A 25,932-nucleotide genomic window follows, 5' to 3' on the forward strand; every position below is an offset into this window, starting at 1 on the left:
TCCCGAAACGGATAGTGGATAGTTCTGGTATCCGAGTGGGAGGGTGGTCGTGGTGGACGTACGCATCGGTGACGCCGAGCGGGAGCGCGCACTGGAACGGCTCGGCAGGCACGTGAGGGACGGGCGGCTCGACCTCGCCGAGTTCTCCACCCGCAGCGAGCAGGTGGCCGCGGCGCGCACGGCGTCCGAGCTGGCCGCCGTCGAGGCGGACCTGCCCCGGCTGCCGCGTCCCGTCGACCCGGAGCGCGAGCGCCGGGCCCGCCGGGTCGTCCTGGCCGCGACCTGGGGGCCGTGGGCGCTGACCGCGGTGATCGTCCTGACGATCTGGGCGGCCGTCGCACTGGGCGGGGGCGGGGGGTACTTCTGGCCGATCTGGGTGATCGGGCCGTGGGGGGCCCTGCTCGCACTCGGCACGCTCACCGGCCGCTCGGTCGCCGGTCCGTGCGGGCGGGCGAGAACCGCCGCGGAACGGGTACACCGGGTGCATGCCCCGTCGTGACCTGACCTGGATCCCCCGCCTGCTGGGCGCCGCCACCGCCGCCTACGGTGCGGCCGTCGCCGCGGAGCCGGAGGTGCTGCTGTCGCCGACGAAGCTGTCCGGCGGCGGGCGGACCCCGTCCGCGGGCACCACGCTGCTCGCGCGGGCGGTCGGCGGGCGCGACCTCGCGTCCGGCCTGGCCATGGCGCTGGCCCCGGCCGGCACCCCGCTCAAGGCCGCGATCGCGGTGCGGGTCGGCGCTGACGTCGTCGACCTCGTGGTGCTGGGCTCGCAGCTCCCCGACCGCGACGCCAGGGAGAAGGCGACCATGGTCGCCGCCGGCTGGGGCGCGCTGTGCGCGCTCTCCCTGCTCGCCGCCGACCCGCCGCGCCGGGGGTTGCTCGGGCGCGCATGACAGCCCACGGGCCGTCCACCATGATCGGGCGATGGCCACGAGCACCGGGGGCGACCCCCATCTGGAACGCGCCTACTCGCTGAGCGGCCCGGCCGACGCCCGGGCGCTCTACGACGAGTGGGCCCCCACCTACGACGCCGACCTCTCCGGTGAGGCCCAGGGCTACGTCGCGCCCGCGGTCACCGCGGACGCCGTCGTCGCGGCCGCGGGCCCCGGCGGCGAGATCCTCGACGCCGGCTGCGGCACCGGGCTCGTCGGCGTCGCCCTGCGCGAGCGCGGTGCGACCACCGTCGACGGGATCGACCTGTCGCCCGGGATGCTGGAGCGGGCCCGCGCCACCGGGGCGTACCGGGACTTGCGCGAGGCCGACCTGACCGCCGCGCTGGCACTGCCCGACGACTCCTACGACGTCGTCGTCTGCGTCGGGACGCTCACCCACGCCCACGTCGGACCCTCGGCGCTCGCCGAGTTCACCCGGGTCGTGCGGCCGGGCGGGTACCTGGTCGCGACCGTCCTCGACGACGTCTGGGAGTCCGGTGGCTACCGTGCCGAGGTCGACCGGCTCGCCGCCGCCGCCGTCTTCGAGGCCGTCTCGATCGAGGTCGCGCCCTACCGGTCCGGGCAGCAGGTCGACTGCCGCCTCCTGGTGCTGCGGGTGCGGTAGGCGAGGATGGCCCCATGAGCGACGACCGCGGCCTGGTGACCGGACGCCGGATCCTGACCGTGCTGCTGGTGCTCTCGGCGGCCGTGCACGTCCGGCTCGCGTTCGGCGCCCCCGGGCCGGTCCTGGCCGGGCTCGACGGGCTCGTCGCCGCGGCCGCCGTCGTGTCGCTGCTCCTGCTGCTGCGCCGGACCGACGGTCCGGCGCTGCTCGCCTGCGCCGTCGCCGGCGGGCTCGGTGTCGCGCTGTTCCTCGTGCCCGGGCTCCTCGCCGTCGCGCAGGGGACGAACTGGACCGCCTGGCTCGACGCGTGGTCGTTCGGCGGTCTGCTGCTCGACGCGATGGTCGTGCGGATCGCGGTGTTCACCCTGCGCCGGGCCGAGGGCGTACAGCGCCGTTGAGACCGGTGGAACATCTCCGGATCGAAAGTATCGCTGCCTTTTCGGTCGGTTCCGTGATCGGCAGAAGATGCCTCTGAGCTGCGATGATTTGCTGTGCCGTTATTGTCGTGTGATACGTCACTGGTCATCCGCTTGACCTGATCTCGGCCGGTCGGCGACCTTCGTGGTCGCTCCGGTCCACTGGACCGGGCTGCACCGAAGCGCCGGAACCGCCCACGCCACCACGGCCCCGTCCCGCGGTCCCCGGCCAGTCGATCTGCACGGACCGGGACGGGGCCGCGGGCCGCGAGTCCTCTCGCGTCGACACCGGCACTGCGCTCCCCGCGCGACCGGCCCGCCCGGAAAGCCGTGGGTCCGGACCTCAGGTGATCAACAATGAGCAGCACTCGCATGTCCATCCGTGGGCGTTTCGTCGGAACTCTCGTCGCCGGTGTCCTGGCGTTCGGCGCTCCGCTCGCCCTGGCCGGGCCCGCGACGGCCGCCCCCGAGACCTCGGCCCAGGTCGCTCCCGCGGCGGTCGTGGCGCCGACGCAGTCCGTCTCCACCTCGACGTGGGACAAGCTCGCCGAGTGCGAGTCCAGCGGGAACTGGAACACCAACACCGGCAACGGCTTCTCCGGCGGCCTGCAGTTCAAGCAGTCCACCTGGAAGGCCTTCGGTGGGTCGGGCAAGGCGCACAACGCCAGCAAGTCCGAGCAGATCCGCGTCGCCGAGAACGTCCTGGAGGCCCAGGGCTGGAAGGCGTGGCCGGCCTGCTCCAAGAAGCTGGGCCTGCGGTAGTACGCAGCACGACCGGCGGCCGGTGACCCGAGTGGGTCACCGGCCGCCGTCGTGCGTGCTCAGGCCGCGCGCAGCCGGGTGACGACGTCGAGCACCAGGGCGGGGTCGGCGTCGTAGGGGGTGTAGAGCGACACCCGGTCGACGAGGTCCCGGTAGCGGTCCGCGATCCCGGAGGCGACCGTTGCCGGGTCCCCGGCGACGGCGAACAGGCCCAGCAGGTCGTCGTCGACGAGGCCGGCCATCTCGTCCCATGCCTGCCGGCGCGACAGCCCGTTGAGCTCGTCGGCGAGCGCCCCGCGGCCGTGGTGCTCCAGCACCGGGCGGTACGGCGGGGTGGAGGCGTAGAAGGCGATCTGACGGCGCACCCCGGCCTCGGCCACGGCCCGGGCGTCGGCATCGGCGCCCAGGACGGTGAAGACCGGCAGGCAGACGTCGAAGCCGGTGAGGTCGTCCCGGCCCCGCCCGCGGCGCAGCGCGGGCAGCGTCACCTCCGCCAGGTACGACGGCGAGGTCAGCGAGTGCGCCAGCAGACCGTCGGTGACCCGGCCCGCGACCTCGGTCATCCGCTCGCCCACCGCGGCCAGCATCACCGGCGGCATCCCGTGCGGGTTCGGCCCCGGCGAGAAGAACTCGGTCATCAGGGTGTGGGAGTAGAACTCGCCGCGGTGGTGCAGCCGGTCCCCGGTGGCCCAGGCGTGGAAGATCGCCCGCAGCGCGGAGACGAAGTCCTCCATCCGGGCCGCGGGCCGGCTCCACGGCATCCCGAACCGGCGCTCGATGTGCGGGCGGACCTGCGAGCCCAGCCCGAGGTCGAACCGACCGCCGGAGAGCAGCTGCACGTCGTTGGCCTGGTAGGCCAGCGTCATCGGAGTGCGGGCGAAGGCCACCGCGATCGCGGACTGCAGCCGGATCCGGCTGGTGGCCCGGGCGGCCAGCGCCAGCGACACGAACGCGTCGTGCGCGGTCTCGGGGACCGACAGGGCGTCGTAGCCCGCGGCCTCCGCGGCGACCGCGGCCGCCTCGGTCTCGAGCGGGGAGGCGGAGAAACCGCCGGTGGTGTCGACGCGCACCTCAGGCGTCCCGCTTGCCGGGGACGACGCGGTCGAGCCAGGACAGCAGGTCCGCGACGACCTCGTCGCGGTTGGTCTCGTTGAACACCTCGTGCCGGGCGCCCGGCCACACCTTCAGCGTGACGTCGTGCAGCCCGGCCTCGGCGTAGCGCTCGACCAACGGCCGCACCAGGGCCAGCCCGGCGTTGACCGGGTCCTCGTCCCCGACGACGACGTAGACCGGCAACCCGCCCGGGATCCGCTTCAGGGTGGCGACGTCGCCGAGCGGCCGGCCCGCGGCGAACATCGCCTGCGTGCCGGGCAGGTCGATGCCGAAGCCGCAGCGGGCGTCGGCCACGTAGGCGTCGACCTGCGCGGGGTCGCGGCTGAGCCACTCGAAGCCGGTGCGCTGCTCGAACGGCGCGTTGAACGACGACAGGTCCAGCGGCGCGGACAGGTCCAGTCCCTGCTCCATGAGGTCGAGCAGCGCGGTGCCGGACAGCACCACCGCGTCCGGCGGGGTCCCGTCCGCGACGAGGAACTGCTGCACGGCGAACGAGCCCATGCTGTGGCCGAGCAGCACCAGCGGGGCGCCGGGGTGCTCGGTGCGGGCGTGCGCGGACAGCAGTCCGATGTCGGTGACGAGCTGGGCCCAGCCGTCGTCGCCGAGGACGCCGAAGTTCTCGGGCCCGCCCGCGGTGGCGCCGTGGCCGCGGTGGTCCTGGGCGTAGACGGCGAAACCGCGGGCGGTCAGCGCCTCGGCCAGGGGGAGGTAGCGCAGGGCGTGCTCACCCATGCCGTGGGTGATCTGGACGATCCCGCGCACCGGGTCGCCCGCCTCGCCGGGGAGCCAGCGGTAGGCGGTGACGGCGGTGCCGTCGCGGCCGGAGAAGGTGAACGTGTCGGACATGCGTGGGCACCGCCAGTGGTGAGGGGTCGATCTCGGTCGGATCGTGCGTCACGGGGCCGAGGGGGTCAATGCCCGCCGCCGGGTTCGACCTCGGCGAGGTCGGCGACCATCGTCGCGAGGACGCGCAGGGTGGCGTCGACGTCGGCGGCCGGGAGGCGCTCGGCGACCGCCCGCAGCCGGGCGTGCTCGCGCCCGACGACGTCGTCGATCACCGCACGGCCGGCCGCGGTCGCGGCGACGAGCTTGGATCTGCGGTGCCGCGGGTTGTCGATCCGCTCGACCAGCCCCGCGGCGAGGGCCTCGTCCACCATGCGCTGCACGAACTGGCGGCTCAGCGACTGCGACCGGCCGATCTCGGGCACGGTCATCGGGCCGTGCCGCCGGAGCTGGTCGAGGACCGCCCGCACCCCGGCGGACACCCGGTTCTCCGGCGCCATCCCCTCCACCTCGTGCAGCACGCGCCGGTAGAGCGGGCCCACCAGGACGTACACCTCGGCGAGCTTCTCGGCGGTCCGGTCGATGTCGGTCACCCGGCAAGTATGACACCTCGGTTGTCAAAACGGCCGAAGCATGACACCTTGGGTGTCATGACTCTCGCTCTCGCCCGGAGTACCGTCCCGGGGTTCCTGCCCGTACCGGGCGGTCGCATCGCCTACCGCGACACCGGTCCGCACCCCGACGGGCGGCCGCCGCTGGTCCTGCTGCACGGCGGAGCGCTCGACGGCCGCATGTGGGCCCGGCAGGTCGAAGCGCTGTCGGCCCGGCACCGGGTCGTCGTCCCGGACGCGCGCGGGCACGGCGCCTCGTCGGACCCGGGCCCCGACGGATACCGCCCGCACGACGACGTCGCCGCGCTGCTGGACCACCTCGGTACCGGGCCGGTGGTGCTGGTGGGGCTCTCGATGGGCGCGCGGACCGCCTTCGACACCGCGCTGGAGCGGCCCGACCTCGTCGACCGGGTCGTGCTCAGCGGCGCCGGCGCCGGTGCGCCCACCTGGACCGGCCCCTGGATGCTCGACAGGCTGGCCCGCTGGGAGCAGGCCCGCCTCGACCTCGACGCCGAGCGCTGGATCTCGGTGTTCCTGGAGTTCGTGCCCGGACCGCACCGGACCGCGGCCGACGTCGACCCGGAGGTGCTCGCCGAGGTCCGGCTGATGGCCGTCGACATGCTCGCCCACCACCTGCCCGCGGACCCGGCCGCACCGCCGCCGCCGATCGGCTTCCTCGACGACGCCCTGGACCGTGCCCCGGCCCTGGCGGTGCCGCTGCTCGGCGTCGTCGGCGAGCTGGACTCCGACGACCACCTGCGGATCGTTACCGACACCGTCGAACGGGTCCCCGACGGGCGGCTCGTGACGGTGCCGGGCACCGCCCACTACCCGAACATGGAGCGCCCTGCGGAGTTGGCCCGGGCGCTGGGCGAGTTCCTCGGCCGGTAGGCGCCTGGTCCCGCGGAACCGGTCCGCGAGCCGGTCGCGCTGCTGCCGGACCTGGCCGGGTGGTCAGCCGCCGAGCGCGCCACGCAGCCAGGCGACCGAGCGCGCGGTGAAGTCGTCGGCGATCGCGATGCCCTTGCCCCAGCCGTCGAAGCCGTGCGGGGCGCCGGGGACGACGTCGAGCTCGACCGGCACCCCGGCCTCGCGCAGCCGCCGCGCGTAGGTGACGTCCTCGTCGTGGAACAGGTCGACGTCGCCGACGCCGATCCCGGCGGGCGGCAGCCCCGACAGGTCGGGGCGACGGGCGGGCACCGCGTACGGGGCGGGCTCACCGGTCCCGGGCGGGCGCCCCAGGTAGGCGTGCCAGCCGACCTCGTTGTTGCGGTTGTTCCACACCCGGTGCGGGGGCCGGTCGAGCTCGCGGCGGGCGGCGGTGCGGTCGTCGAGCATCGGGTAGACCAGCCACTGCGCGACCGGCTGCGGGCCGCCCTCGTCGTGCAGGCGCTGGACCAGCGCGGCAGCCAGGCAGCCCCCGGCGCTCGCCCCGCCGACGGCGATCCGCGCCGGGTCGATCCCCAGCCGGCCGGCGGCGTCGCGCAACCAGGTCCAGCCGGCGTGGCAGTCGTCGAGCGCGGCCGGGAACGGGTCACCGGGGCGAGCCGGTAGTCCACCGAGACGACGACGATCCCCAGCTCCGCGGCGAGCCCGCCGCACCGCTCGTCGTCGATCATGGGGGAGCCCAGCACGAGGCCGCCGCCGTGGAACCACAGCAGCGCCGTGGGCGTCGTGCGGTGGTCGGGGACGTGCACGCGCAGCAGCGGCGGGCCCGGATGCGTGGTCGACCGGACCCCGTCGACGGCGGCGGGCCTGCCGCGCCGGGACAGTCGCTGCAGCAGGCGCAGGAACCGGGGGCGGTGCAGCGGGAGCGGCGGGACCCAGCGCAGGGGGCGGCGCAGCTCGGTGGCGATCCGGTCGGTGCTCACGACCCGATCCTGCCGGTGCGGCGGACCTCGCACATCTTCCGAGGACCTCGCACGGTCTGCAAGGTGTGCGAGGTGGGGGACTACCGTGCGAGGTCGGGCGGGGCGCGGGGACCACGTCCGTGGAGCGGGGGCGCGGTGGCGAGCCGGCCGGGCGGCGCCGACGCCGGGCGACGGGTCAGCCCGACAGGGCCTCGGCGAGCCGGCGGGGTCAGCGGGTCCGGGGCGGTCCAGGCGGCGACGGTGCGGCCGTCGTCGTCGACCCGGCGCACCCACTGCACTCCGCGCAGCGCGTTGACCAGCAGGAACCCGTCGGCCTCAGCGAGCGCGGCCAGGGGTAGCGGCGCGATGCGCACGGCGTCGGGGCCGAGCAGGTCGAGCAGCGCGCGTCGGCCGGTGCCCGGGAGGATGCGGCCGTCGAGCGGGGGGACCCACAGCCGGCCGCGGTGCACGGCGGCGACGGCGGACCGCGTCGTCTCCAGCACCAGCCCCGTCGGGTCGCACAGCAGCGGCGTGCCGTCCCCGCCCGCCGCCGTGGCCTCGTGGGCGTCGAGCCACCGCCGGTCGGCGAACTTGTGGGACTCGCCGTCGGTGCTGCGCCGGACCACGGCGACCACACCGCCCTGCGCGTCGAGCGGGACCGGCCCGGGCCAGGGGACCGCGCGCACCGTGACCCGCGACGGGTCGTCCGGCGCCGCCTCGACCCGGACCCGGTGGTGTCCGGCAGCCCCCGCGACGGCCGCGGCGGCCTCGGCCTCGACCCGCGCGTCGAGGGGGCGGCCGGTGACCGCGAGGTAGGAGCGACGCAGCCGGGCCGCGTGCTCGCCGACCCGGTGGGCCCGGCCGTCGACGCAGGCCAGCGTCTCGAACAGGCCCGCGGCCCGGTCGGCGGGCCGCACGACGTGCGGCCGGACCGGCCGTGGCGGGCCGTCGAGCGCGGCCAGGACCGGGGCCGCCTTGGTCAGGACCTCGCCGAACTCCTCCGCCGGGTCGGAGTCGACGGTGATGCCCCCACCGACCCCGAGCCGGCCGGTGTGGCTGCCGTCGGGCCCGGCGGGGCCGAGGTCGAGGGTGCGGATCGCGACGTTCAGCTCCAGCCCGGCCAGCGGGCTCACCCCGCCGACGGCGCCGGTGAACAGCCCGCGGTCGCCGTCCTCGCAGTCGGCGATCACCTCGCAGGCCCGGATCTTCGGCGCCCCGGTGACCGAACCCGGCGGGAACGTGGCGGTGAGCAGGTCGGCGTCGGTGACGTCCTCGCGCAGGGTCGCGTGCACCCGCGACACCAGGTGCCACACCCCCGGGTGCGGTTCGACGGCGAGCAGCCGCCCCGGCCGCACCCCGCCGGGCCGCGCCACCCGGGCCAGGTCGTTGCGCATCAGGTCGACGATCATGACGTTCTCCGCCGCGTCCTTCACCGAGGCGCCGAGCCGGGCACGTTCGGCGTCGTCGGCGTCGCCGCCGGTGCGCGGCCGGGTGCCCTTGATCGGTGCGGTGGTGACCCGGTCGCCGGCACGGCGCAGGAACAGCTCCGGGCTCGCGCCCACCGCCGCCCGCTCCGGCGTCACGACGAGCGCGGCGCGGGCGGGCGCGACCGGCTCGACGAGCCGGGCCCACGCCTCGTGCGGGTCGCCGTCGAGCCGGACCTCCAGCCGGGTCGCGATGTTGGCCTGGAAGATCTCGCCGCGCCGGATCTCGGTGACGCACCGCTCGACCGCGGCCAGGTGCGCGTCCCGGTCGGGCCACCGGGTGACCGCGATCCGGGCCGTCCGTTCCGGCGCCGGTCGGGCGAGGTCGGCGCACAGCCGTGCGTACCGGCGCTCGGCCGAGCAGGAGTCGGGGTGCACCGCGCCCGGTGGTCGGGCGGGCCCGGCAGCGGGGCGCCGCAGGCGACCAGCGCCTCGAACCACCAGCGCTCGCCGTCGTGGCGCAGCACGTCGCGGTACCAGGACAGCGCCGCCGTCGGTCGCACGCCGGGCGGGGCGTGGTCCACCAGCCCGAACCAGCCGCCCCCGACAGCCCTGTCGATCCCTGCGTCGATCCCTGCGTCGATCCCTGCGTCGGTCCCGGTGCCGGTTCCGGTGTCCGCCCCCGCGTCCCGGGGCGAGCCCGGGGTCGCCTGCGGACTCGCGGACCGCGGCGGCGCGTCGAGCACGGCGAACGGGTCGGCCCCGGCCGGCGCGGTGAACACCGGGTCGGTGGCGACGAGCGCCCCCCAGGACCAGCTCCCGCCGAAGGCGACCAGCCGCGGCCGGTGGGCGAGCCGGCGCACCGCCGCCGCTACCCCGGACGGCGCGACGTCCGCCGGGATCGGGACACGGTGCAGCCCGGTCCGGGCCGGTGCGGTCGAGGTCACCGGGAGAGCATGCTGATCCGCCCCCGCGCGGGGAAGGCGCCGTGACCCGGCGCACGCCTCACCCCCAGCTCTCCGGGCGCCGTGCCACGGCGTGGATCCGGTCCACCTCCCACGGGTCGAGCACCGGTGTCAGCCCGCGCAGGGCATGCACCAGCGCGCCCTCGGTGGCGACCACGACGTCGTCGGGCCAGCGGCGCACCCGGATCGGCGCCCCGACCAGCGCGATCACCGGGCGGACCGGCGTCGAGGCGGCGGCAGGCCCGAGGCGGGGGAGCAGCAGCTCACGGACCCGCTGCGCCTCGGCCCGGGCCCGCGGGACGGCGTCCGTGGCCGTCCCGGCGACGACCAGTCGCTCGCCGTCGAGCAGCAGGGAGCGGCCGCGGTGGTGGCGGGTGTCGATGACGCAGATGCCGGGCGGCCCGATGAGGACGTGGTCGAGATCGGCGGCGCCGCCGTCGAGCGGGACCGAGTGCAGGACCTGCCACGCCGCGGGCCTGCCGAGCAGCCGGTCCCGTCGGGTCCGCCCGGTCAGCGCGGTCAACAGGTGCGCGGTGCGCTGCTCCCCGTCGGCCCCGAGGCGCCAGTTGCGGTCGGGGAACCCCGCGCTCCGCTGCTGCGCCGCGACGTGCCCGGCCCGCCGGCCGGGGTAGTGGCGCGCCAGGTCGAGGGCGCGGGAACGATCGGTGGTGAGTCTCGCCGAGGAGGTGGTCGTCATGGCCGGGAGTGTGCACCCGAGCACCGACAGGAATCGGTGCCCGCCGGTACCCTCGTGACGGGGTGGTGCAGCCATGAACGGTGTTGACCCGCGGTTCGAGTCGCCGGTCGACCGGACGATCCGGGAGGCCGTCGAGCGGGGCGACTTCGACGACCTGCCCGGCAAGGGCAAGCCGTTGCCCGGCGCGGGACGGATCGGCCCGGTCGACGAGAACTGGTGGATCCGTGGCTACCTGGAGCGGGAGGGCGTCCCGGGTGACGCGCTGCTCCCGCCGTCGCTCCAGCTGCGCAAGGAGCTGGACCGGATCGACGAGACCGTCACCCGCTTCGTCGACGAGCGCCGCGTGCGCGAGCACGTCGAGGAGGTCAACTCCCGGGTCGTCGACCACATGCGCCACCCGATGGGCCCGCGCGTCCCGATCCGCAGGCTCGACGCCGACGAGGTCGTCGCGCGGTGGCACGCGGCCCGGGAACGCCGCCGCGCCGCCGCCCGGCCCGCGACGGTGGGGCCCGGCACCGGGTCGGAGCCCGGAAGACGGTCCCGCGGCTGGTGGGCCCGCCTGTTCGGCCGCTGAGACCGGCGATCACGGCGCCCGTCGGCCACCGGGACCGGGCCGTCGCCGGGCCCGGTCGGCGGTCCGGACCGACGGTGAGCAGGTCCGGGCGCGGCCTCACCGGGCAGGCGCCGCTGGTGTCCGTGGTGCGAAGTGACCGGGGGAGGCCAGCGGACGGCCGGTCTCCAGCAGCGTCTTGAGCGCGGACAGGAGCGCGGGCCAGCCCTCGCCGACGTCGCGGGCGTCCCGTGCGCCCTGCTCGTCGTCGGTGAAACCGGTGTGGACGACCTGCAGCTTCACCGCCTCGTCGCCGAACGGGGAGAGCGCGAACTCGACGACGGTCGGCGGCCGCCCCGCGGCCCGTTCGGCGCGGCCGGTGAAGGTGTAGGACAGCCGGTGCGGCGGCTCGACGGCGAGGATCTCGCCGATGAAGTCGTCGTGGTCGGGGTGGACCGCCTCCAGCGGGCTCCCGACGCGCCAGTCCGAGGTCAGCTCCGCGCCGCCCCAGTACTGCATGGTGAACTCCGGCGTGGTCAGCGCCCGGAACACCTGCTCGGCGGTGCTGCGGATGTAGGTCGTGTAGACGTAGCGACGCTCACTCATCGTTCTCCTCCAGCGCCGCGCGCAGGGCGGTGACCGCCTGCACCCGGCTGCGCTCGAACTTCCCGATCCACCGGTCGTGGATCTCCTGGATGGGGACCGGGTCGAGGTGGTGGAGCTTCTCCCGGCCGCGCCGCAGGGTCGTCACCAGTCCGGCGGCCTCCAGCTGCGCGAGGTGCTTGGACACGGCCTGCCGGCTCATGTCCAACCCCGCGCACAGCGCGCCGAGCGTCGACTCACCCTGCTCGTGCAACCGGTCGAGGATGCGCCGTCGCGTCGGGTCCGCGAGTGCGCGGAAGACGGCGTCCAGGTCGGCCACGCGACCAATTATGCAACTATTTGGTTGCCTGTCAATCGTCGTCGGTCCAGGCGACCGCGAGCAGTACGCGCACCGTCCGCCCGGCCTGCTCGGCGACGGCGGTCACCGCAGTTCCTCGGGCAGCTCCTCGTCCGGCGAGACCTCGCGCTCGGCCCGCCGGGAGTGCACGAAGAGGATCAGTCCCAGCCAGAACGCCGGCCCGATCGGCGCGAACAGCGGCGCCGGCCCGAGCACCGCGCCCAGGACCAGCAGGAGCAGCACGACGACGGTCACCCCGGCGTGGATGCGCAGGTTGCGCCGAGCGCGGGGGGTGAGCGGACCACGCCGGGGGTGCCGTGGCCGCGGCGGGCGGGGCAGCCCGGCGAGCAGCGGGACGAGCTCGTCGCGGGTGCGGTCGGCGTAGGCGGCGGCCTGCCGCTCGTCGGACTCGGCGAGGGTCAGCCGCCCCTCGGCGGCGGCGGTCCGCAGCCGGGCGGTGACGTGCTCGCGCTCGGAGTCGGAGGCGAGCACGGCGTCCGACCGGAGCGGAGTCGCCGGGCCCTGCGCGGTCGGTGTGGTCGCGGCCGGGAGGGGCGTGGCCGGTACCGGGGTGCTGTCCGGTCCGGGTGCGGGACGGGTGTCCGGAGTCGCTGTCATGACAGCCAGCGTCGCGGTGCCGGGGGGTCGCGGGCGTCCGCCCTCGGTCGCCGATCCCGCTGCCGCCACCGGGGGAGGAGCGCCGGTCCGCGTACTCCCCCGGGTGTACGGCACCGGTCATCGTCCGGACGACGCCTGCTGTCGGTGCCCCGGTCTACGGTGTCCCGCGTGCTCGCCGACCGACGTCCGATGTGGGGTCCGATCGCGCGGGTCCTCGTCCCTGCCCTGGTCGTCGGCCTGTTCACCGCGGGCGGGACGGCGTTCACCGTCGCCCGCATCGCGCGGTACCCGGACCCGGGCACGACGGCGCTCCCGCTCGACGTGCTCGCCGTCGTGCTCCTCGCGGCGGGGCCGGTCGCGCTGCTGTTCCGGCACCTGGACCGGGTCGTGGCGCTCGCGGTGTGCGCGGCCGCGGTCGTCGTCTACCTGGGTCTGGGGTACCCGCTGATGGGGCCGCTGGGGTTCGCGTTCGCCGTGGCGCTGGTGTCCGCGGTCGCCGCGGGGCACCACCATCGGGCCCTCGCGGTGGTGGTCGTCGCGGCGGCGGTGCTGACCGGGTGGCTGCTCGTGACCGGGCGGCCGATCCCGTGGCCGGCGACCGCCCCGGTGCTGGCCTGGCTGGCGGCGCTCGTCGCGGCCGGTGCCCTGTGGCGGGTGCGGCGCGAGCGCACGGCGCAGGCCCGGCGGGCCGCCGAGGCCGAGCGTCGGCGCAGCGCCGACGCCGAGCGGCTGCGCATCGCCCAGGAGCTGCACGACGTGCTGGGCCACCACGTCTCCCTGATCAACGTGCAGGCCGGGGTCGCGCTCTACCTGATGGACGACGATCCGGAGCAGGCCCGCACCGCGCTCACCGAGATCAAGCGGGCCAGCCGCGACCTGCTGCGCGAGATGCGCTCCACCCTCGGGGTGCTGCGTGGGGTCGACGAGCAGGCCCCGCGTGCGCCCACCCCCCGGTCTGGACCGGCTCGACGCGCTGCTCGACGAGGTGCGCGCCGCGGGGCTACCGGTGCGGCGCGCCACCGAGGGGACCCCGCGGCCGTTGCCGACGGGGGTCGACCTGGCCGCGTACCGGATCGTGCAGGAGTCGCTGACCAACACGCGTCGGCACGCGGGGGCGGGCACCGCGGTGGTCACGCGCTGCGGTTCGGCGACGACGCGCTGGACCTGACCGTCGACGACGACGGTGCCGGCCCCGCCCCCGGCGCGGTGGACGGCACGGGGCTGACCGGCATGCGCGAGCGTGCGCGTTCGGTCGGCGGGACGTTGGCGGCGGGGCCGGGCCCGGAGCAGGGGTTCCGGGTGCACGCCCACCTGCCCGCACCCCCGGCCGGCCCCGCCGCCACCGGCCCCACCACCGCTGACCCGGCCACCGCTGATCCGGCCGCCACCGAACCCGCCGCCACCGAACCCGCCCCGGCCGACCTCCTCGCGCGGGGCCGCGTCCCCGACCACCCCACGACCCCGGGAGCCGACAGGTGATCCGTGTCCTGCTCGCCGACGACCAGGCGCTCGTCCGCTCCGGGTTCCGCGCGCTGCTCGGCTCCCAGCCCGACCTGGACGTGGTCGCCGAGGCCGCCGACGGCGCGCAGGCCGTCGCCGCGGTCCGCGACCACCACCCGGACGTCGTGCTCATGGACATCCGGATGCCCGGCACCGACGGCATCACCGCGACGCGGGAGATCACCGGCGACCCGGACCTCGCCGGCACCCGGGTCGTCGTCCTGACCACGTTCACCGACGACTCCTACGTCTTCGACGCGATCCGCGGCGGTGCCAGTGGCTTCCTGGTCAAGGACTCCGAACCGGCCGACCTCATCCACGCCATCCGGGTCGTCCACAGCGGGGAGGCCCTGCTCGCCCCGGCGGTCACCCGCACCCTGATCGCCGAGTTCGCGGCGCGCTCGCGGGGCGGCCCCGACGGCACCGTCCGGCTCGACGAGCTCACCGACCGCGAGCGGGAGGTCCTCGCCGAGGTCGCGGCCGAGCTGTCCAACGACGAGATCGCCGCCCGCCTGCACATGAGTCCGACGACGGCGAAGACCCACGTCAGCCGCACGATGACCAAGCTGGGTGCGCGGGACCGCGCGCAGCTGGTCGTCCTGGCCTACGAGTCGGGCCTGGTCCGCCCCGGCTGGCGCGGCTGAGAGGATCGCGGGTGTGACCACCGTCTTCGTGTTCAACGGCCCGAACCTCAACCTGCTCGGGACCCGCAAGCCGGAGGTGTACGGGACCACCGTGCTCACCGACGTCGAGGCGCTGTGCCGGGAGTCGGCCGCCGCGCACCACCTCGAGCTGGACTTCCGCCAGACCAACCACGAGGGCGTCCTCGTCGACTGGATCCACGAGGCCGGTACCGCGGTGAAGCGCGGCGACGCGATCGGCCTGGTCCTCAACGCCGCCGCCTACACCCACACCTCGGTCGCGCTGCACGACGCGATCGAGGGCGCCGAGCTCCCCACGGTCGAGGTGCACATCTCCAACGTGCACGGTCGCGAGACCTTCCGGCACCACTCGTTCGTCTCGCCGGTGGCGGCCGGGATCGTCGTCGGGTTCGGCATCGACGGCTACGCGCTCGCGATCGACGGACTCGTCCGCAAGGTGCGCCCGCTGCGCGCGGTCTGACCCGGGCTCACTCCCCGGCGACGGCCGACGGGTCCATCCACACGAACTCGAGGTGGTGGCCGTCCGGGTCGTCGATGCCGCGGCCGTACATGAAGCCGTGGTCCTCGGTCTTGCCGGACAGGGTGCCGCCGGCGGCCAGACCGGCCTCGATCAGCCGGTCGACCTCGTCGCGGCTGTCCACGCCGAAAGCGTTGATGACCTCACGGGCGGTCCGCGGGTCGGCGACGCCGGGCTGCTCGGTGAACTCCCGGAACCGGTCCTGGGTCATCACCATCACGACGATGGCGACGCTGACGACGAACGAGGCGGTGCGCTCGTCGGAGAACTGCTCGTTCAGCCCGAAACCGAGCGCGGAGTAGAAGGCCTTCGCCGCGGCGAGGTCGGCGACCGGCAGGTTGACGAAGATCATGTTCGGCATCGCGGGCTCCTGTGTGGATCTGGGCTCCGGGGGTTCCGGCGCCGTTCGAAGGGGTGGACCGGGCGCGGTGACCGGACTCATCGGCCGGCCGCCGGGAACTTCCCGCCGGGGCCGGGCAGGATCGGGGCCATGAGCGTGAAGTGGGGAATCATCGGTCCGGGCCGCATCGCCGACGCCGTCGCGCCGGACTTCGCGCACGTGCCCGGCGCCGAGCTCGTCGCCGTCGCGTCACGTTCCGCGGAACGCGGCGCGGAGTTCGCCCGCCGGCACGGGATCGCGCGGGTGCACACCGGCTACCGGGCGATCCTCGACGACCCGGACGTCGACGTCCTCTACGTCGCGACCCCGCACCCGCAGCACCGGGCGATCGCCCTGGCCGCGATCGAGGCGGGCAAGGCACTGATGGTGGAGAAGGCGTTCACCGTCAGCTCCGTCGCGACCCGCGAGATCGCCGCGGCCGCCCGCAACCGGGGCGTGTTCGTGATGGAGGCGATGTGGACGCGGTTCTTCCCCGCCGTCGTCCGGCTGCGCGAGCTCGTCGCCGAGGGCGCGATCGGGGAGGTCCGCTCCGTGCAGGCCGATCTCGGCGTGCGCAACCGCACCGCCGACGACGACCGCTTCTTCTCCCCGGAGCTGGGCGGCGGTGCCCTGTTCGACCTCGGCGTCTACGTGGTCTCCTTCGCCCAGATGATGCTCGGCAGCCCGAGCACGGTCGCCGCGAGCGGCGCGCTCACCCCGTCCGGTGTGGACCTGGAGGAGTCGATCCTGCTCGGCTGGCCCGACGGCCGCAGCGCCGCGCTGCAGGTCAGCCTGCAGTGCGCGATGCCCGGCTCGGCCCGGGTGATCGGCACCGAGGGTTGGATCGAGGTGCCGCCGCGGTTCCACCACCCGGATCGGATCGTGGTGCACCGGCACGTCGCCGACCCGGAGGAGCTCGTGCTGCCGGCCACCGGGCGCGGCTACAGCCACGAGATCGAGGAGGTGACCCGGCGGGTCGCGGCGGGGGAGACGGAGAGCCCGGTCATGCCGCTGGCGGACACCGTCGCCGTCCAGGACGTCATGGCCGCCGTGGCGGACCGGATCGGGATGATCCCGGAAGAGGGGCCGGCAGAGCTCTGATCCACCCGGTCGGACCCCTGATCTCCTACCTGTCACGGCAGACGACGCTGGAGCCCGGCGACGTCGTGATGACCGGGACCCCGGCGGGCGTCGGGCATCCACAGGGGCGCTACCTGCGGTCCGGCTCGGAGGTACGGATCGCGATCGAGGGGATCGGCACCCTGGTCAACCGCTGCGCCTGATCGACCGCTGCGCCTGATCGACCGCTGCGCCTGGTCGACCACCGCGCCCGAGTCGCGCGGCCGCCGCGGTCGGGCGGGCTCAGTCCGACGGGACCGGCGCCGGCAGGTCGCGGGCGCGGGCGGAACCCAGGACCGACTCGAGGAGGAACCGCATGAGCTGAGCACCCGGGCGCGGCGGCGCGCCCTCCACGTTGAAGCCCTCGAAGAGGGTGACGGCGGTGTCGGCGACGAGCTCACGATCCACCGACGGGTCGTCGAGGTCGTCGACCATCTTCCGGACGAGGTCACGGATCCAGTCGAGGAAGCGGTCGTGGGCCTCGCGCACGGCTTCGGACTGCAGGAGCCTGCCGTGCATGGCCTGGTGCAGCGGCCGGAACACGCGCATGTCGTTGAGGCCCCGGACCAGGTGCGACATCGGGTCGTCGTCCGCGTGGTCCTCGTCGAGGATGCGGATCTCCCGGCTGAGCATGCGGTCCATGACCGCGGCGAAGACGTCGTCCTTGGACGGGAAGTACCAGTAGACCGCCGCCGGCGCGACGCCGGCGGCGCGGCTGATGTCGGCCATCGTGGTGCCGGCGTACCCGTGGCTGAGGAACAGCTCGGTGGCGACCGCCAGCACCTCGGCCTTCCGCTCCTCGCGCGGGATGTGCTGCCTGTTCCGGGGCACGGCCGATCGCCTCCTTCGGGTGCTCCGCGCGGCGCAGAGGCGGCTCCAGCTTAGCCATCCGCGGCGAGACGGTCGGAGGTACCTCTTGATCGATCCTCATCCTCTTCGCCGGGATGCCGCCGATCCCGCAGCCAACCGCACCACAGCGACATCCTTGACACTGCTCTTGATCGCCATTCATCATTCGTCCCCATCGCAGCGGCACGGCCCGGCGCGCCCCTCCGCCCGCCGGTTTCCCGACCCCACCGTGATCACGCCGAGCACGGCAGGTCTCACGCACGAACACTCACGACAGAGGAGTCCAGTGTTCCCGCAGAGCGAATCCCCACCCGCCCCCGTGAGGTCGGGCACGCGCCACACCCGTCGGGTCGCCACGGCGAGCTTCGTCGGCACCGCGATCGAGATCTACGACTTCAACATCTACGGCCTGACGGCGGCGCTGATCTTCGGCCCGCAGTTCTTCCCGACCTTCTCGCCCGTCGCGGGCACCCTGGCCGCCTTCGTGACCTTCGGCGCCGGGTTCATCGCCCGGCCGCTGGGCAGCGTCGTCCTCAGCCACCTCGGTGACCGGGTCGGCCGCAAGTCCACACTGGTCGCGTCGCTGGTCATCATGGGTGCGGCCACGTTCCTCACCGGGCTGCTGCCCACCTACGCGGTGATCGGCGTGTGGGCACCTGTCCTGCTGGTCGTGCTGCGCCTGGTGCAGGGCTTCGCGGTCGGCGGGGAGTGGGGCGGTGCGGTGGTGCTGGGCGTCGAGCACGCCCCGACGCACCGGCGCGCCTTCTTCGGCTCGTTCACCCAGATGGGCAACCCGGTCGGCATCGTCCTGGCCTCGCTGACCTTCGTCCTGCTGACGACATACCTGCCCGCCGACGTGTTCAGCTCCTGGGGCTGGCGGATCCCGTTCCTGGCGAGCATCGTGCTGATCGGCATCGGCATGTGGGTGCGACTCGGGGTCGCGGAGAGCCCCGACTTCACCGCCGTGCAGCGCTCCGGCGCCATCAGCCGCTCACCGGTCCGGGACCTGATCACGAACAACTGGCGGGAGATGCTCCTGGGCGGTCTGTCGTCCACCGCCGCGCCCACCCTCGGGTACCTGATGTTCGTGTACATGCTCGCGTACTCCAGGCAGGCCCTCGGGCTGCCCCCGACGTACGTGCTCTGGCTGACCGTCGCCGCCGGGGTGGTGTGGATCCCGCTGGTGCTGGTCACCGCGCGGCTCGCGGACCGCATCGGCCGCAGACCGGTCCTCCTCGGCGGGCTGATCGGCATCGTCGTGTGGGCCCTCCCGTTCTTCGCCCTGGTCAACACCGGGTCGCTGGCCGCGATGATCGTCGCCTACCTGGGCGGCGTGATCGCCGTCTCGTTCGCCACCGGCGCCCAGGCCGCCTTCATCGCCGAGCTCTTCCCGGCCCCGGTGCGCTACAGCGGGACCTCGATGGCCTACCAGATCGGCTCCATCCTCGGCGGTGGCGTGGCGCCGATCGTCTTCGCCCTGCTCTACGCCAGGAGCGGCTCCTCGACCCCGATCGCCGGCTACCTGCTGGCCACCGCCGCGCTCAGCCTCGTCGCCACCTTCGTGCTGTTCACCAGGGGCAGTGCCCGCAACGGCGGGACCGCGTCGACGCGCCCCGAACCCACACCCGCAGTGGAGGGAACTGCCGATGCGCACTGACCACGATCCGACACCCGCCCTCGACCACGACGTCGTGGTGGTCGGGGGCGGCCCGACCGGCCTGAGTGCGGCCATCGGTCTCGGCCGCCTCGGGGTGCGGACGCTGCTCGTCGAACGGCGGGCGACGACCTCGTACCACCCGCGAGGGCACGTGGTGAACGGGCGCTCCCTCGAGATCTTCCGCAGCTGGGGGGTCGCCGAGGAGGTGCTGGCGGCGGGTCTGCCGCGGGAGCGCAACCGCGGCAGCGCATTCGTCACCCGGCTCGCCCACCCCGAGTTCGGCGCGCTGGTCACCCACGGCCACTCCCCCGAGTTCGACCGTGAGGTGGCCGGATACGCACCGCACGTCAAGAGCTCCTGCCCGCAGGACGTGCTGGAGCCGATCCTGCTCCGGGCCGCCTCCGCCCTCCCGGCCGTGGACGTCCGGTTCGGCACCACGGTGCTCGGTGTCGATCACGTCGACGACGCCGAGGGCGCCGACGGCGCCGACGGCGCCGTCACGGTCCGCCTGTCCGCGGACGGAGGCCCCGAGTCGCAGGTCAGGGCCCGGTTCGTGATCGCGGCCGACGGAGCGGCCAGCCCACTGCGCGACCAGCTCGGCGTGCGGCTGGAGGGCCCGGAGCGCCTGGGCGCACAGATGGGCATCTACTTCCACGCCGACCTGTCGCGCTACGTCGCCGACCGCCCCTACCTGCTGTGGTGGGTCTACAACCCCGAGACCACCGGCGTGCTCATCACCCTCGACGGCCGCCACAGGTGGACCTACAACTTCGCCTACGACCCGGCCACGACCGAACCCGCCTCGTTCACCACCGAGCGCTGCGTGGAGATCGTCCGCGCCCTCGTCGGTGACCCCGATCTCGACGTCGACGTCCGCAGCGCCCGGCCCTGGCAGATGCAGGCGCGCGTCGCCACCCGGATGCGCGTCGGGAACGTCTTCCTCGCGGGCGACGCCGCGCACCCGCTGCCGCCCACCGGCGGGCAGGGGATGAACACCGGTGTCGGCGACGTACACAACCTCGCGTGGAAGATCGCCGCGGTGTTGCGGGGGCGGGCCGGCCGGCACCTCCTGGACACCTACGAGGAGGAACGCCGTCCGGTCGCCCGGTTCAACGTCGACCAGAGCCTCGCCAACGCCGAGCGGATGGCGCGCGCCGGGCTCGGCGGGATGCTGGAGAACGACCTCGACTTCGTGGCCCGGATCGAGACGCTCGACGACGCCGAGCTCGGGCCGGTCCGGGCGGCGATCGCCGAGCAGCGCGAGCACTTCGAGTACTACGGCCAGGTGTTCGGCATTTCCTACGAGTCACCCGGGATCCGGCCGGACGGTACCGAACCCGTCCCCAGCCCCGTCGGCCGCTACCTCCCGGTCGGGCGGCCCGGCGCGCGTGCCCCCCCTGTGGCTCGACCCCGACCGCACCCGCTCCCTGCAGGACCTGTTCGGCGCCGGGTTCGTGCTGCTCACCACCGCGGCCGGGAAACGGCGGTGGACGGCACCGGAGGAGGTCGACGTCGTCGCGGTGGGAGCCGAGGCGCGGCACGCCGGCGTCGAGGACGACTTCCGCGCCGTCTACGGCATCGGCGCCGACGGGGCCGTGCTCGTCCGCCCGGACGGGCACATCGCCTGGCGCGCCTCCGCGTTCGATCCCACGATCGACCTGAGCGACGTGCTCGACCATCTGCTGCTCCGGCAGCCCGACCTCATGGAGGCAACCGCATGACCTCGACCGACCAGCACACAGGGGCGGCGCGCACGCTGCCGGACCCGACCGTCGCCCGGCCCCCGGTGGGGCTCGCCCACGTGGTGTTCCGCACCAACGACCTGCCGCGGATGCGGGAGTGGTACTGCACGGTGCTGGGCGCGCACCCGGTCTTCGACAACGGCAAGCTCGCGTTCCTGACCTACGACGAGGAGCACCACCGGGTGGCCCTCATCGCCACCGGGCCGTACCCCGTTCCGAGCGACGAACCGCAGGTCGGCTTCTACCACTCCGCCTTCACCCATCCCGATCTCGGCGCGCTCCTGGCCACCTACCGCCGGCTGCGGGACGCGGAGATCCTCCCCGTCCGCGCCATCCGCCGCGGTCCGACCGTGTCGCTGTACTACCGGGATCCGGACGGCAACCACGTGGAGCTGCAGGTCGACAGCTTCGCGACCGCCGACGAGGCGACGGAGTGGATGAAGGGGCCGGTGTTCTCGGTGAACCCGATCGGCACCCTGTTCGACCCGGAGGAGATGGTCGCCGACTACGAGCGCGGCGTCCCGTTCGAGGTCCTCGTCCGGCGCGACGACGACCCCGTGCCGGCCTCCTGACCGCGTCAAGGTCGCCGGGCCGACGGAGGCGACGATGTCGGGGATCGTGGGGAGGAGGTCACCGCGAGGAGTAGGCCGCTCGCGTCGTGCACGCGTCCACACAGCCGACCACGAGAATCGCGGCGTGTCGTCGAGGTCCGGGCACGTCACGAGGCCCCTGCTCTTCGAGGTTTCCTCCTGGACGAACCCGACCCGGGTCGGGTTCGATGACGGTGCGCCCGGCCGCCCGATGACGACCCTCCGGCTCGGGCCACCGAGCCGAGAACCGGAGGCCGCCGAGATGGGCATGGACGCCAGCCTCGTGCACGTCGAGAACCCCGGTACCAGCCCACGACGTCGCCGGCTCACCGTCCTGGACAGCGTGTTCGACGACAACGGCATCGTCAAGGAGTTGTGCGAGCGGGCCACGTCCCCAACGCTCCTACGCACTACCCCGTGGAGCACTCTTCGTCTCACCAGCAACGACATGCCACAGCTGATCCTTGAGCTCGACGCACTCAGGACGACCGCCGACGACTCCGCGACACGAGACGTACTCGACGCAGTACTGGCACTCGCGCATCGTTGCTCAGACCTTCCGGGCTCTGAGCTTCACCTCGAAGGGGACTGATCCGCGGGAGACACGAGCCGGAAGTGCTTCTCGATCTCTCTGAGCCGGTCATAAGGCTCGAAATGGTCCTCTGCTGTGGAACCGAGATGTCGTCGGCCCCATGGCGCACACTGAGCCTTTCCCAACCTGTTTGTGCTGGTCAGGCGGTGGTGATCATGAGGGTCTGGATCGCTGCGACGAGCTGAGCAGCCTGGGAGGGGCTGGAGCGGATCTTGCGGAGGATCTTCCAGTTCTTCAGCTCGGCGTTGACCCGCTCACCCGGTGCCCGCCGTCGGGCGTGAGCGGCGTTGACGGCCTTCTGATTCGCTGACAGGGGCCGGTACCGGCCGGTGTCGAGATCGCGGCGTCGGCGTCGGTGCGGGACGGTGATCGCGGGACCGCCGCCCTGGTAGGCGGTGTCAGCGACCGCCCGCACCCCGGTGGGTTGACCGCGTCGATGATCCCGTGGATCCGGGCAGCGCCCATGTCGTGCCGTGCCCCCGGTAGCGGCGGGGAGATCCACACCAGCCGACCCGCGGGGTCGGCGATGACCTGCACATTCAGCCCGTGACACTTGTGCTTCCCGCTATAGAACGCCCGGTCATAGCCCGAGCCCATGCCGACCCGGTCGATACGCAGCAGCGTCCCGTCCAGGATCACGAACGCCTTCCGGCCGCGACCGTGATGGCCTGCTCCAGGGTCGGCGCGAGCGCAGCGAGCAGCCCGATCGCCTCGGCGACATACCGGGACACCGTGGACTTCCCGACTCTGAATCCGCTGGCCAGGTCGGTGTAGGTCTCGCCCTTACGTAGGTGCGCGAGCACGAGCAGGGCCTGACGGGCCGGGGTCAGGAGCCGCCACCGGGTCCCGATCCGGCGACGATGTCCGCGCAGCAGCCCGGCCAGGACACGAACCGTGCGAGTGGACATCGACATCCCGGATGGGTAGGACAACACGCGGGGCTCCTCGGTAGGCGGTGGCGCGACAGCTATCCGTCTACCAGGAGCCCCACCCATCTCACGACAAGCCACGCACCTCACACCCCTGACCAGCACAAACAGGTTGGGAAAGGCTCACTGACTCCAGTGGCAGCCGGACTCGTCGTCCTCACCGGGCCAAACGAATCCGCAGCCACTCACTCGAACACCAGGCTCTACTCGATCACGGCGTGCGAGCGTGCTTCCAGACCACCGGCTGTCAGGTGCCCCTGTTCGAGCAGCTCCGCCTCTGGCAGGGTCGGTCACCACATGCCGAATGACGCCCCCGACCCGTTCGATGCACCGGGATCGCTCCAAAGAACCTGGTCCAGCGTCGTCGATCGCGAGGACTACCGCGACGACACATCGCACGCGACCTCGACCGAGTCGCGCGGTTCGCATGGGCCGGGGCCTGGGAGGATCTGCTCGCTCTGGCGAAGCAGCCCGACCCGCAACACAACATCGAGCTGGTCAACACCCCACGGTTCGGCACGAGGAGCGGCTACGCCTCGCTGCACCACGCTGCGTGGCACGGAGCCGACCGCGCCGTCGTCGAGCAGCTCCTCGGTCTGGGAGCGTGGCGCACTCTGCGGACCCTGAACGGTCTCCTACCGCGCGATATCGCCCGGGAACGAAGTCACCGTCACCTCGAAGACCTCCTCGCCGTTCCGGACGAGACCCGCTGGGAACGGGCCGACCGGATCGCCACCGAGGGTCTGCTGCACGCAGTCATGCAGTCCCGTCTCACCCGCCACTGCCTGGACGGACAGTTCCGACTCCCCCAGCTCGGGCCACTTCGTGAACTCGACAGCACCGAGTTCCTCTGGTCCAGCATCCCCGGGATGTACGGCGGTTTCCGCCTCAAATGGGACGACGGGGCGATCGTCATGGACAGCGTGAGCCGGATGTACGAGGGCAGCGAGGAGCGTCACCGCGTCACGCCGAACGAGGCGCGAATCGTCAAGAAGGGCTGGGGTGCGCCGACCTTCGTGATCGAACCGCGTTCAACCAGCTGAGCGAACGTGTCACTGCTCTGCGTCTATCCACGAGGCTCGGCCCGAGCGCCCGGACCACGTAATGGTCGGGTTCGTAACGCCGGGCGATGTCGGCCATCCGAATGTGACCGGTAGCCCGTCTGCCTGGCCCGGACCGTCAGACCGGCTGCCATGCGCGACGGTTCACCCTCACGAGGTCACCTGTTCGTGACCACTCGTCGCAGAGAGCTTGCCGCTCGTGGCTACGCAGCAACTTCAGTACATGTAATCGAGCGACATCGGCGCCTCCACCCTGACTTTGGTCACCCGAGCCTGGTTTCGCAGCTTGTACTGCGCTGAGCTGCGGTGATGTGTTTGCGCGGGAGCGGTGTGAGGCACTAATTCGGTGCTCTACGCTCGGTCAGGTGGCGTGGGTGAGGCGGGTACGGACGGCCTCCGGGGCGACCGCGGTCCAGATCGCCGAGTCCGTGCAGGGCCATCGACGGATCGTGGCCCATGTCGGGTCAGCGCACACCGAGGCCGAGCTGGGCCTGCTGGTCGAGCAGGCCCGTGGGCTGATCGACGACGCTGCACAGCAGGCCCTGGATCTGGGCGTCGCGCCGTCACCCCGGCGGGCCGAGCTGATCGCGCCCACCGCGGCCGGCGGTGCCACGCAGGAGGGGCTGTTCGGCCAGATGCCGCGGCGCGCCCCGAGGGTCACAACCCGGCGGGTGGGTGCGCCGCAGGTGATCACGACCGGGTCGCGGGTGCTGTTCGACATCCTCGCCGAGGTCTACGCGGGCCTCGGGTTCGCAGAGGTCGCTGATGACACGTTCCGCGACCTGGTGATCGCCCGGATCGTCGAGCCCACGTCCATCCTGGACACCGGTCGGGTGCTGGCCGGTCTGGGCGTCACCGCGGCGAGCGAAAAGACGATGCGCCGCACCCTGCTGCGCTGCACCGGGCGCAGCTACCGCGACGAGATCGCGAGGGCCTGCTTCACCCACGCCCGTGGCAGTGGGGATGTGTCGTTGTGTCTCTACGACGTCACCACCCTCTACTTCGAGGCGGAGAAGGAGGACGACCTGCGCAAGGTCGGGTTCTCCAAGGAACGCCGGGTCGACCCGCAGGTCGTCGTCGGGCTGCTGGTCGATCGCGCAGGGTTCCCCCTCGAGATCGGCTGTTTCGAGGGCAACAAGACCGAGACCGCGACGATCCTGCCGATCATCGAGGCCTTCCGGGCCCGACACCAGCTGCCGGTCGAGCCGGGCGGGATGGTCGTGGTCGCCGACGCAGGGATGCTCTCGGCCGCGAACCTGCGCGACCTCGACGAGGCCGGCCTGCGGTTCATCGTCGGCTCCCGACTCACCAAGGCCCCGGTTGACCTGGAGTCGCACTTCCACTGGCACGGCGACGCCTTCGTCGACGGGCAGATCATCGACACCCTCACACCACGCGACCGCCGCACCGGGCGCAGCGAGAACAGCCCGAAGGTCAAGGCCGAGCCCGTCTGGAACCCCAACCAGCATCCGGGATCCTGGCGGGCGGTCTGGGCCTACTCCACGAAGCGGGCCGTCCGGGACCGGCGCACGTTGACCCTGCAGGAGAACCGGGCCCGCGAGGTCATCGCCGGCGAGAAGCCCGCGCGCACACCGCGGTTCGTCAAGGTCACCAACGGCTCCCGCGCCCTGGACGAGGCCTCCTTGGCTCGGGCATACCGGTTGGTCGGGTTGAAGGGCTACGTGACCAACATCCCGGCCGGCGGCGCAGCGGCCGGGGAGATCATCGGCGACTACCACGACCTCTGGCACGTCGAGCAGTCCTTCCGGATGAGCAAAACCGACCTACGCGCCCGCCCGATGTTCCACCACCAACGCCAGTCCATCGAAGCGCACCTGACCATCGTGTTCACCGCCCTCGCAGTCGCCCGCGAGATCCAGAACCGCACCGGGCTCACCATCCGCAACGTCGTCCGCCAGCTCCGACCACTGCGCTCGGCCACCATCGCCATCAACGGCACCCAGCAGACCTTCCCGCCCGCCGTCCCCGCCGACAAACAGGCCCTCCTCGACGCGCTCCGTCAGCCCGCGGCGAAGCACTAAGACAAGT

29 protein-coding genes and 3 pseudogenes are annotated in these 25,932 nt (G+C 73.4%); 20 read left to right on the forward strand and 12 right to left on the reverse strand.

Translation table 11 applies throughout. The annotated features are described in order from the left end of the window. The first annotated feature begins 49 nt into the window (after positions 1-49). From KPL57_RS20085 to KPL57_RS20105, 5 genes are all read left to right on the forward strand, one after another. A complete protein-coding gene (locus KPL57_RS20085; RefSeq protein WP_226352746.1) occupies positions 50-499 on the forward strand; it encodes a DUF1707 domain-containing protein in 450 nt (149 codons plus the stop codon). Continuing rightward, on the forward strand, positions 486-893 hold the full coding sequence (locus KPL57_RS20090; protein WP_226352747.1) for a hypothetical protein: 408 nt from the start codon (positions 486-488) through the stop codon (positions 891-893). Before KPL57_RS20085 ends, KPL57_RS20090 begins: the two co-directional genes overlap by 14 nt. 31 nt (positions 894-924) lie before the next feature. Beyond that, on the forward strand, positions 925-1,557 hold the full coding sequence (locus KPL57_RS20095; protein WP_226352748.1) for a class I SAM-dependent methyltransferase: 633 nt from the start codon (positions 925-927) through the stop codon (positions 1,555-1,557). A gap of 14 nt (positions 1,558-1,571) precedes the next feature. Then, positions 1,572-1,955 (forward strand): hypothetical protein, encoded by a 384-nt coding sequence (locus KPL57_RS20100; RefSeq protein WP_226352749.1) that lies wholly within the window; start codon positions 1,572-1,574, stop codon positions 1,953-1,955. A gap of 375 nt (positions 1,956-2,330) precedes the next feature. After that, a complete protein-coding gene (locus KPL57_RS20105) occupies positions 2,331-2,735 on the forward strand; it encodes a transglycosylase family protein (protein ID WP_308252944.1) in 405 nt (134 codons plus the stop codon). A 59-nt stretch (positions 2,736-2,794) separates the two neighbouring features. Here KPL57_RS20105 and KPL57_RS20110 read toward each other — a convergent pair whose 3' ends face one another. The 3 genes from KPL57_RS20110 to KPL57_RS20120 form a co-directional block, all read right to left on the reverse strand. Beyond that, complete coding sequence (locus tag KPL57_RS20110; protein WP_226352750.1) at positions 2,795-3,805, reverse strand: TIGR03617 family F420-dependent LLM class oxidoreductase; 1,011 nt, start codon at positions 3,803-3,805, stop codon at positions 2,795-2,797. 1 nt (position 3,806) lies between these two features. Then, complete coding sequence (locus KPL57_RS20115; protein ID WP_020627415.1) at positions 3,807-4,694, reverse strand: alpha/beta fold hydrolase; 888 nt, start codon at positions 4,692-4,694, stop codon at positions 3,807-3,809. Positions 4,695-4,759: 65 nt separating this feature from the next. Further along, positions 4,760-5,224 carry a MarR family winged helix-turn-helix transcriptional regulator gene (locus KPL57_RS20120; protein WP_020627414.1) on the reverse strand — a complete coding sequence of 155 codons (465 nt, stop codon included), beginning with the start codon at positions 5,222-5,224 and terminating at the stop codon, positions 4,760-4,762. Positions 5,225-5,281: 57 nt separating this feature from the next. Between KPL57_RS20120 and KPL57_RS20125 the strand changes: the two genes are divergently transcribed. After that, the gene (locus KPL57_RS20125) at positions 5,282-6,133 is read left to right on the forward strand and encodes an alpha/beta fold hydrolase (RefSeq protein WP_226352751.1); all 852 of its coding nucleotides are present in this window, start codon (positions 5,282-5,284) and stop codon (positions 6,131-6,133) included. A 63-nt stretch (positions 6,134-6,196) separates the two neighbouring features. Here KPL57_RS20125 and KPL57_RS20130 read toward each other — a convergent pair. Together KPL57_RS20130 and KPL57_RS20135 are read right to left on the reverse strand one after the other, a co-directional pair. Continuing rightward, positions 6,197-6,861 (reverse strand): annotated as a pseudogene (locus KPL57_RS20130) (alpha/beta hydrolase). 332 nt (positions 6,862-7,193) lie between these two features. Beyond that, complete coding sequence (locus tag KPL57_RS20135) at positions 7,194-8,954, reverse strand: chorismate-binding protein (protein ID WP_226352752.1); 1,761 nt, start codon at positions 8,952-8,954, stop codon at positions 7,194-7,196. 234 nt (positions 8,955-9,188) lie between these two features. On the opposite strand from KPL57_RS20135, the gene KPL57_RS20140 reads away from it, so the two are divergent. Further along, positions 9,189-9,479: a hypothetical protein gene (locus tag KPL57_RS20140; RefSeq protein ID WP_226352753.1), complete on the forward strand. Its 291-nt coding sequence runs from the start codon at positions 9,189-9,191 to the stop codon at positions 9,477-9,479. Between the two features lie 42 nt (positions 9,480-9,521). Here the strand turns inward: KPL57_RS20140 and KPL57_RS20145 are convergent, their stop codons facing one another. After that, complete coding sequence (locus KPL57_RS20145) at positions 9,522-10,178, reverse strand: nuclease-related domain-containing protein (RefSeq protein WP_226352754.1); 657 nt, start codon at positions 10,176-10,178, stop codon at positions 9,522-9,524. A 73-nt stretch (positions 10,179-10,251) separates the two neighbouring features. Here KPL57_RS20145 and KPL57_RS20150 point away from each other — a divergent pair, with 73 nt between their 5' ends. Further along, entirely contained in the window at positions 10,252-10,752 is a 501-nt protein-coding gene (locus KPL57_RS20150) for a DUF1992 domain-containing protein (protein ID WP_226352755.1), read from the forward strand. A gap of 96 nt (positions 10,753-10,848) precedes the next feature. On the opposite strand, the gene KPL57_RS69945 is transcribed toward KPL57_RS20150, so the two are convergent. The 3 genes from KPL57_RS69945 to KPL57_RS20160 all read right to left on the reverse strand — a co-directional run bounded on the left by KPL57_RS69945 (position 10,849) and on the right by KPL57_RS20160 (position 12,286). Beyond that, positions 10,849-11,334, reverse strand: a complete 486-nt coding sequence (locus KPL57_RS69945) for an SRPBCC family protein (protein ID WP_308252946.1) — start codon at positions 11,332-11,334, stop codon at positions 10,849-10,851. Then, positions 11,327-11,650 carry a metalloregulator ArsR/SmtB family transcription factor gene (locus KPL57_RS69950; protein ID WP_308252947.1) on the reverse strand — a complete coding sequence of 108 codons (324 nt, stop codon included), beginning with the start codon at positions 11,648-11,650 and terminating at the stop codon, positions 11,327-11,329. The genes KPL57_RS69945 and KPL57_RS69950 overlap by 8 nt, the downstream gene beginning before the upstream one ends. Positions 11,651-11,752: 102 nt before the next feature. Continuing rightward, the gene (locus tag KPL57_RS20160) at positions 11,753-12,286 is read right to left on the reverse strand and encodes a DUF1707 domain-containing protein (RefSeq protein WP_226352756.1); all 534 of its coding nucleotides are present in this window, start codon (positions 12,284-12,286) and stop codon (positions 11,753-11,755) included. 189 nt (positions 12,287-12,475) lie between these two features. Between KPL57_RS20160 and KPL57_RS20165 the strand changes: the two genes are divergently transcribed. From KPL57_RS20165 to aroQ, 3 genes are read left to right on the forward strand one after another with little or no spacing between them, the layout of a single operon-like run. Then, positions 12,476-13,765, forward strand: a complete 1,290-nt coding sequence (locus KPL57_RS20165; protein ID WP_226352757.1) for a sensor histidine kinase — start codon at positions 12,476-12,478, stop codon at positions 13,763-13,765. Continuing rightward, a complete protein-coding gene (locus KPL57_RS20170; protein WP_226352758.1) occupies positions 13,762-14,430 on the forward strand; it encodes a response regulator transcription factor in 669 nt (222 codons plus the stop codon). The genes KPL57_RS20165 and KPL57_RS20170 overlap by 4 nt, the downstream gene beginning before the upstream one ends. Positions 14,431-14,434: 4 nt before the next feature. After that, on the forward strand, positions 14,435-14,908 hold the full coding sequence (gene aroQ / locus KPL57_RS20175) for a type II 3-dehydroquinate dehydratase (protein ID WP_205015831.1): 474 nt from the start codon (positions 14,435-14,437) through the stop codon (positions 14,906-14,908). 7 nt (positions 14,909-14,915) lie between these two features. Here the strand turns inward: aroQ and KPL57_RS20180 are convergent, their stop codons facing one another. Next, positions 14,916-15,326, reverse strand: a complete 411-nt coding sequence (locus KPL57_RS20180) for a VOC family protein (protein ID WP_226352759.1) — start codon at positions 15,324-15,326, stop codon at positions 14,916-14,918. A gap of 129 nt (positions 15,327-15,455) precedes the next feature. Here KPL57_RS20180 and KPL57_RS20185 point away from each other — a divergent pair, with 129 nt between their 5' ends. Together KPL57_RS20185 and KPL57_RS20190 are read left to right on the forward strand one after the other, a co-directional pair. Continuing rightward, complete coding sequence (locus KPL57_RS20185) at positions 15,456-16,445, forward strand: Gfo/Idh/MocA family protein (RefSeq protein WP_226352760.1); 990 nt, start codon at positions 15,456-15,458, stop codon at positions 16,443-16,445. Between the two features lie 29 nt (positions 16,446-16,474). Next, a complete protein-coding gene (locus KPL57_RS20190) occupies positions 16,475-16,627 on the forward strand; it encodes a fumarylacetoacetate hydrolase family protein (protein ID WP_264198342.1) in 153 nt (50 codons plus the stop codon). 79 nt (positions 16,628-16,706) lie between these two features. Here KPL57_RS20190 and KPL57_RS20195 read toward each other — a convergent pair whose 3' ends face one another. After that, positions 16,707-17,294, reverse strand: coding sequence for a TetR/AcrR family transcriptional regulator (locus KPL57_RS20195; RefSeq protein ID WP_226352761.1), 588 nt, complete (start codon positions 17,292-17,294; stop codon positions 16,707-16,709). A 337-nt stretch (positions 17,295-17,631) separates the two neighbouring features. On the opposite strand from KPL57_RS20195, the gene KPL57_RS20200 reads away from it, so the two are divergent. The 5 genes and pseudogenes from KPL57_RS20200 to KPL57_RS20210 all read left to right on the forward strand — a co-directional run bounded on the left by KPL57_RS20200 (position 17,632) and on the right by KPL57_RS20210 (position 21,893). Then, positions 17,632-18,969 (forward strand): MFS transporter, encoded by a 1,338-nt coding sequence (locus tag KPL57_RS20200; RefSeq protein WP_226352762.1) that lies wholly within the window; start codon positions 17,632-17,634, stop codon positions 18,967-18,969. Continuing rightward, positions 18,959-20,080 (forward strand): annotated as a pseudogene (locus tag KPL57_RS72370) (FAD-dependent oxidoreductase); the annotation flags it as partial. The gene KPL57_RS20200 and the pseudogene KPL57_RS72370, both read left to right, overlap by 11 nt. Before the next feature lie 277 nt (positions 20,081-20,357). Then, positions 20,358-20,690 carry a hypothetical protein gene (locus KPL57_RS72375; RefSeq protein ID WP_374203752.1) on the forward strand — a complete coding sequence of 111 codons (333 nt, stop codon included), beginning with the start codon at positions 20,358-20,360 and terminating at the stop codon, positions 20,688-20,690. Beyond that, positions 20,687-21,283, forward strand: coding sequence for a VOC family protein (locus tag KPL57_RS72380; RefSeq protein WP_374203753.1), 597 nt, complete (start codon positions 20,687-20,689; stop codon positions 21,281-21,283). Before KPL57_RS72375 ends, KPL57_RS72380 begins: the two co-directional genes overlap by 4 nt. Before the next feature lie 34 nt (positions 21,284-21,317). Then, on the forward strand, positions 21,318-21,893 hold the full coding sequence (locus KPL57_RS20210; RefSeq protein WP_226352764.1) for a hypothetical protein: 576 nt from the start codon (positions 21,318-21,320) through the stop codon (positions 21,891-21,893). A 139-nt stretch (positions 21,894-22,032) separates the two neighbouring features. On the opposite strand, the pseudogene KPL57_RS20215 reads toward KPL57_RS20210, so the two are convergent. Next, positions 22,033-22,828: pseudogene (locus tag KPL57_RS20215) on the reverse strand (transposase family protein). A 752-nt stretch (positions 22,829-23,580) separates the two neighbouring features. On the opposite strand from KPL57_RS20215, the gene KPL57_RS20220 reads away from it, so the two are divergent. Together KPL57_RS20220 and KPL57_RS20225 are read left to right on the forward strand one after the other, a co-directional pair. Further along, positions 23,581-23,865: a hypothetical protein gene (locus KPL57_RS20220; protein WP_226352765.1), complete on the forward strand. Its 285-nt coding sequence runs from the start codon at positions 23,581-23,583 to the stop codon at positions 23,863-23,865. Between the two features lie 383 nt (positions 23,866-24,248). After that, positions 24,249-25,925 (forward strand): IS1634 family transposase, encoded by a 1,677-nt coding sequence (locus tag KPL57_RS20225; RefSeq protein WP_226352766.1) that lies wholly within the window; start codon positions 24,249-24,251, stop codon positions 25,923-25,925. The last annotated feature ends 7 nt before the right edge of the window (positions 25,926-25,932 follow it).

The sequence above is a fragment of the Pseudonocardia sp. ICBG601 genome, from assembly GCF_020496245.1.

Coding starts and splice junctions, on each gene's coding strand:
- KPL57_RS20090 (WP_226352747.1), top strand. CDS start 486: ATGCCCCGTCGTGACCTGACCTGGATCCCCCGCCTGCTGGGCGCCGCC.
- KPL57_RS20095 (WP_226352748.1), top strand. CDS start 925: ATGGCCACGAGCACCGGGGGCGACCCCCATCTGGAACGCGCCTACTCG.
- KPL57_RS20100 (WP_226352749.1), top strand. CDS start 1,572: ATGAGCGACGACCGCGGCCTGGTGACCGGACGCCGGATCCTGACCGTG.
- KPL57_RS20105 (WP_308252944.1), top strand. CDS start 2,331: ATGAGCAGCACTCGCATGTCCATCCGTGGGCGTTTCGTCGGAACTCTC.
- KPL57_RS20115 (WP_020627415.1), bottom strand. CDS start 4,694: ATGTCCGACACGTTCACCTTCTCCGGCCGCGACGGCACCGCCGTCACC.
- KPL57_RS20125 (WP_226352751.1), top strand. CDS start 5,282: ATGACTCTCGCTCTCGCCCGGAGTACCGTCCCGGGGTTCCTGCCCGTA.
- KPL57_RS20145 (WP_226352754.1), bottom strand. CDS start 10,178: ATGACGACCACCTCCTCGGCGAGACTCACCACCGATCGTTCCCGCGCC.
- KPL57_RS20150 (WP_226352755.1), top strand. CDS start 10,252: ATGAACGGTGTTGACCCGCGGTTCGAGTCGCCGGTCGACCGGACGATC.
- KPL57_RS69945 (WP_308252946.1), bottom strand. CDS start 11,334: ATGAGTGAGCGTCGCTACGTCTACACGACCTACATCCGCAGCACCGCC.
- KPL57_RS20160 (WP_226352756.1), bottom strand. CDS start 12,286: ATGACAGCGACTCCGGACACCCGTCCCGCACCCGGACCGGACAGCACC.
- KPL57_RS20165 (WP_226352757.1), top strand. CDS start 12,476: ATGTGGGGTCCGATCGCGCGGGTCCTCGTCCCTGCCCTGGTCGTCGGC.
- KPL57_RS20180 (WP_226352759.1), bottom strand. CDS start 15,326: ATGCCGAACATGATCTTCGTCAACCTGCCGGTCGCCGACCTCGCCGCG.
- KPL57_RS20185 (WP_226352760.1), top strand. CDS start 15,456: ATGAGCGTGAAGTGGGGAATCATCGGTCCGGGCCGCATCGCCGACGCC.
- KPL57_RS72380 (WP_374203753.1), top strand. CDS start 20,687: ATGACCTCGACCGACCAGCACACAGGGGCGGCGCGCACGCTGCCGGAC.
- KPL57_RS20210 (WP_226352764.1), top strand. CDS start 21,318: ATGTCGGGGATCGTGGGGAGGAGGTCACCGCGAGGAGTAGGCCGCTCG.
- KPL57_RS20220 (WP_226352765.1), top strand. CDS start 23,581: ATGCAGTCCCGTCTCACCCGCCACTGCCTGGACGGACAGTTCCGACTC.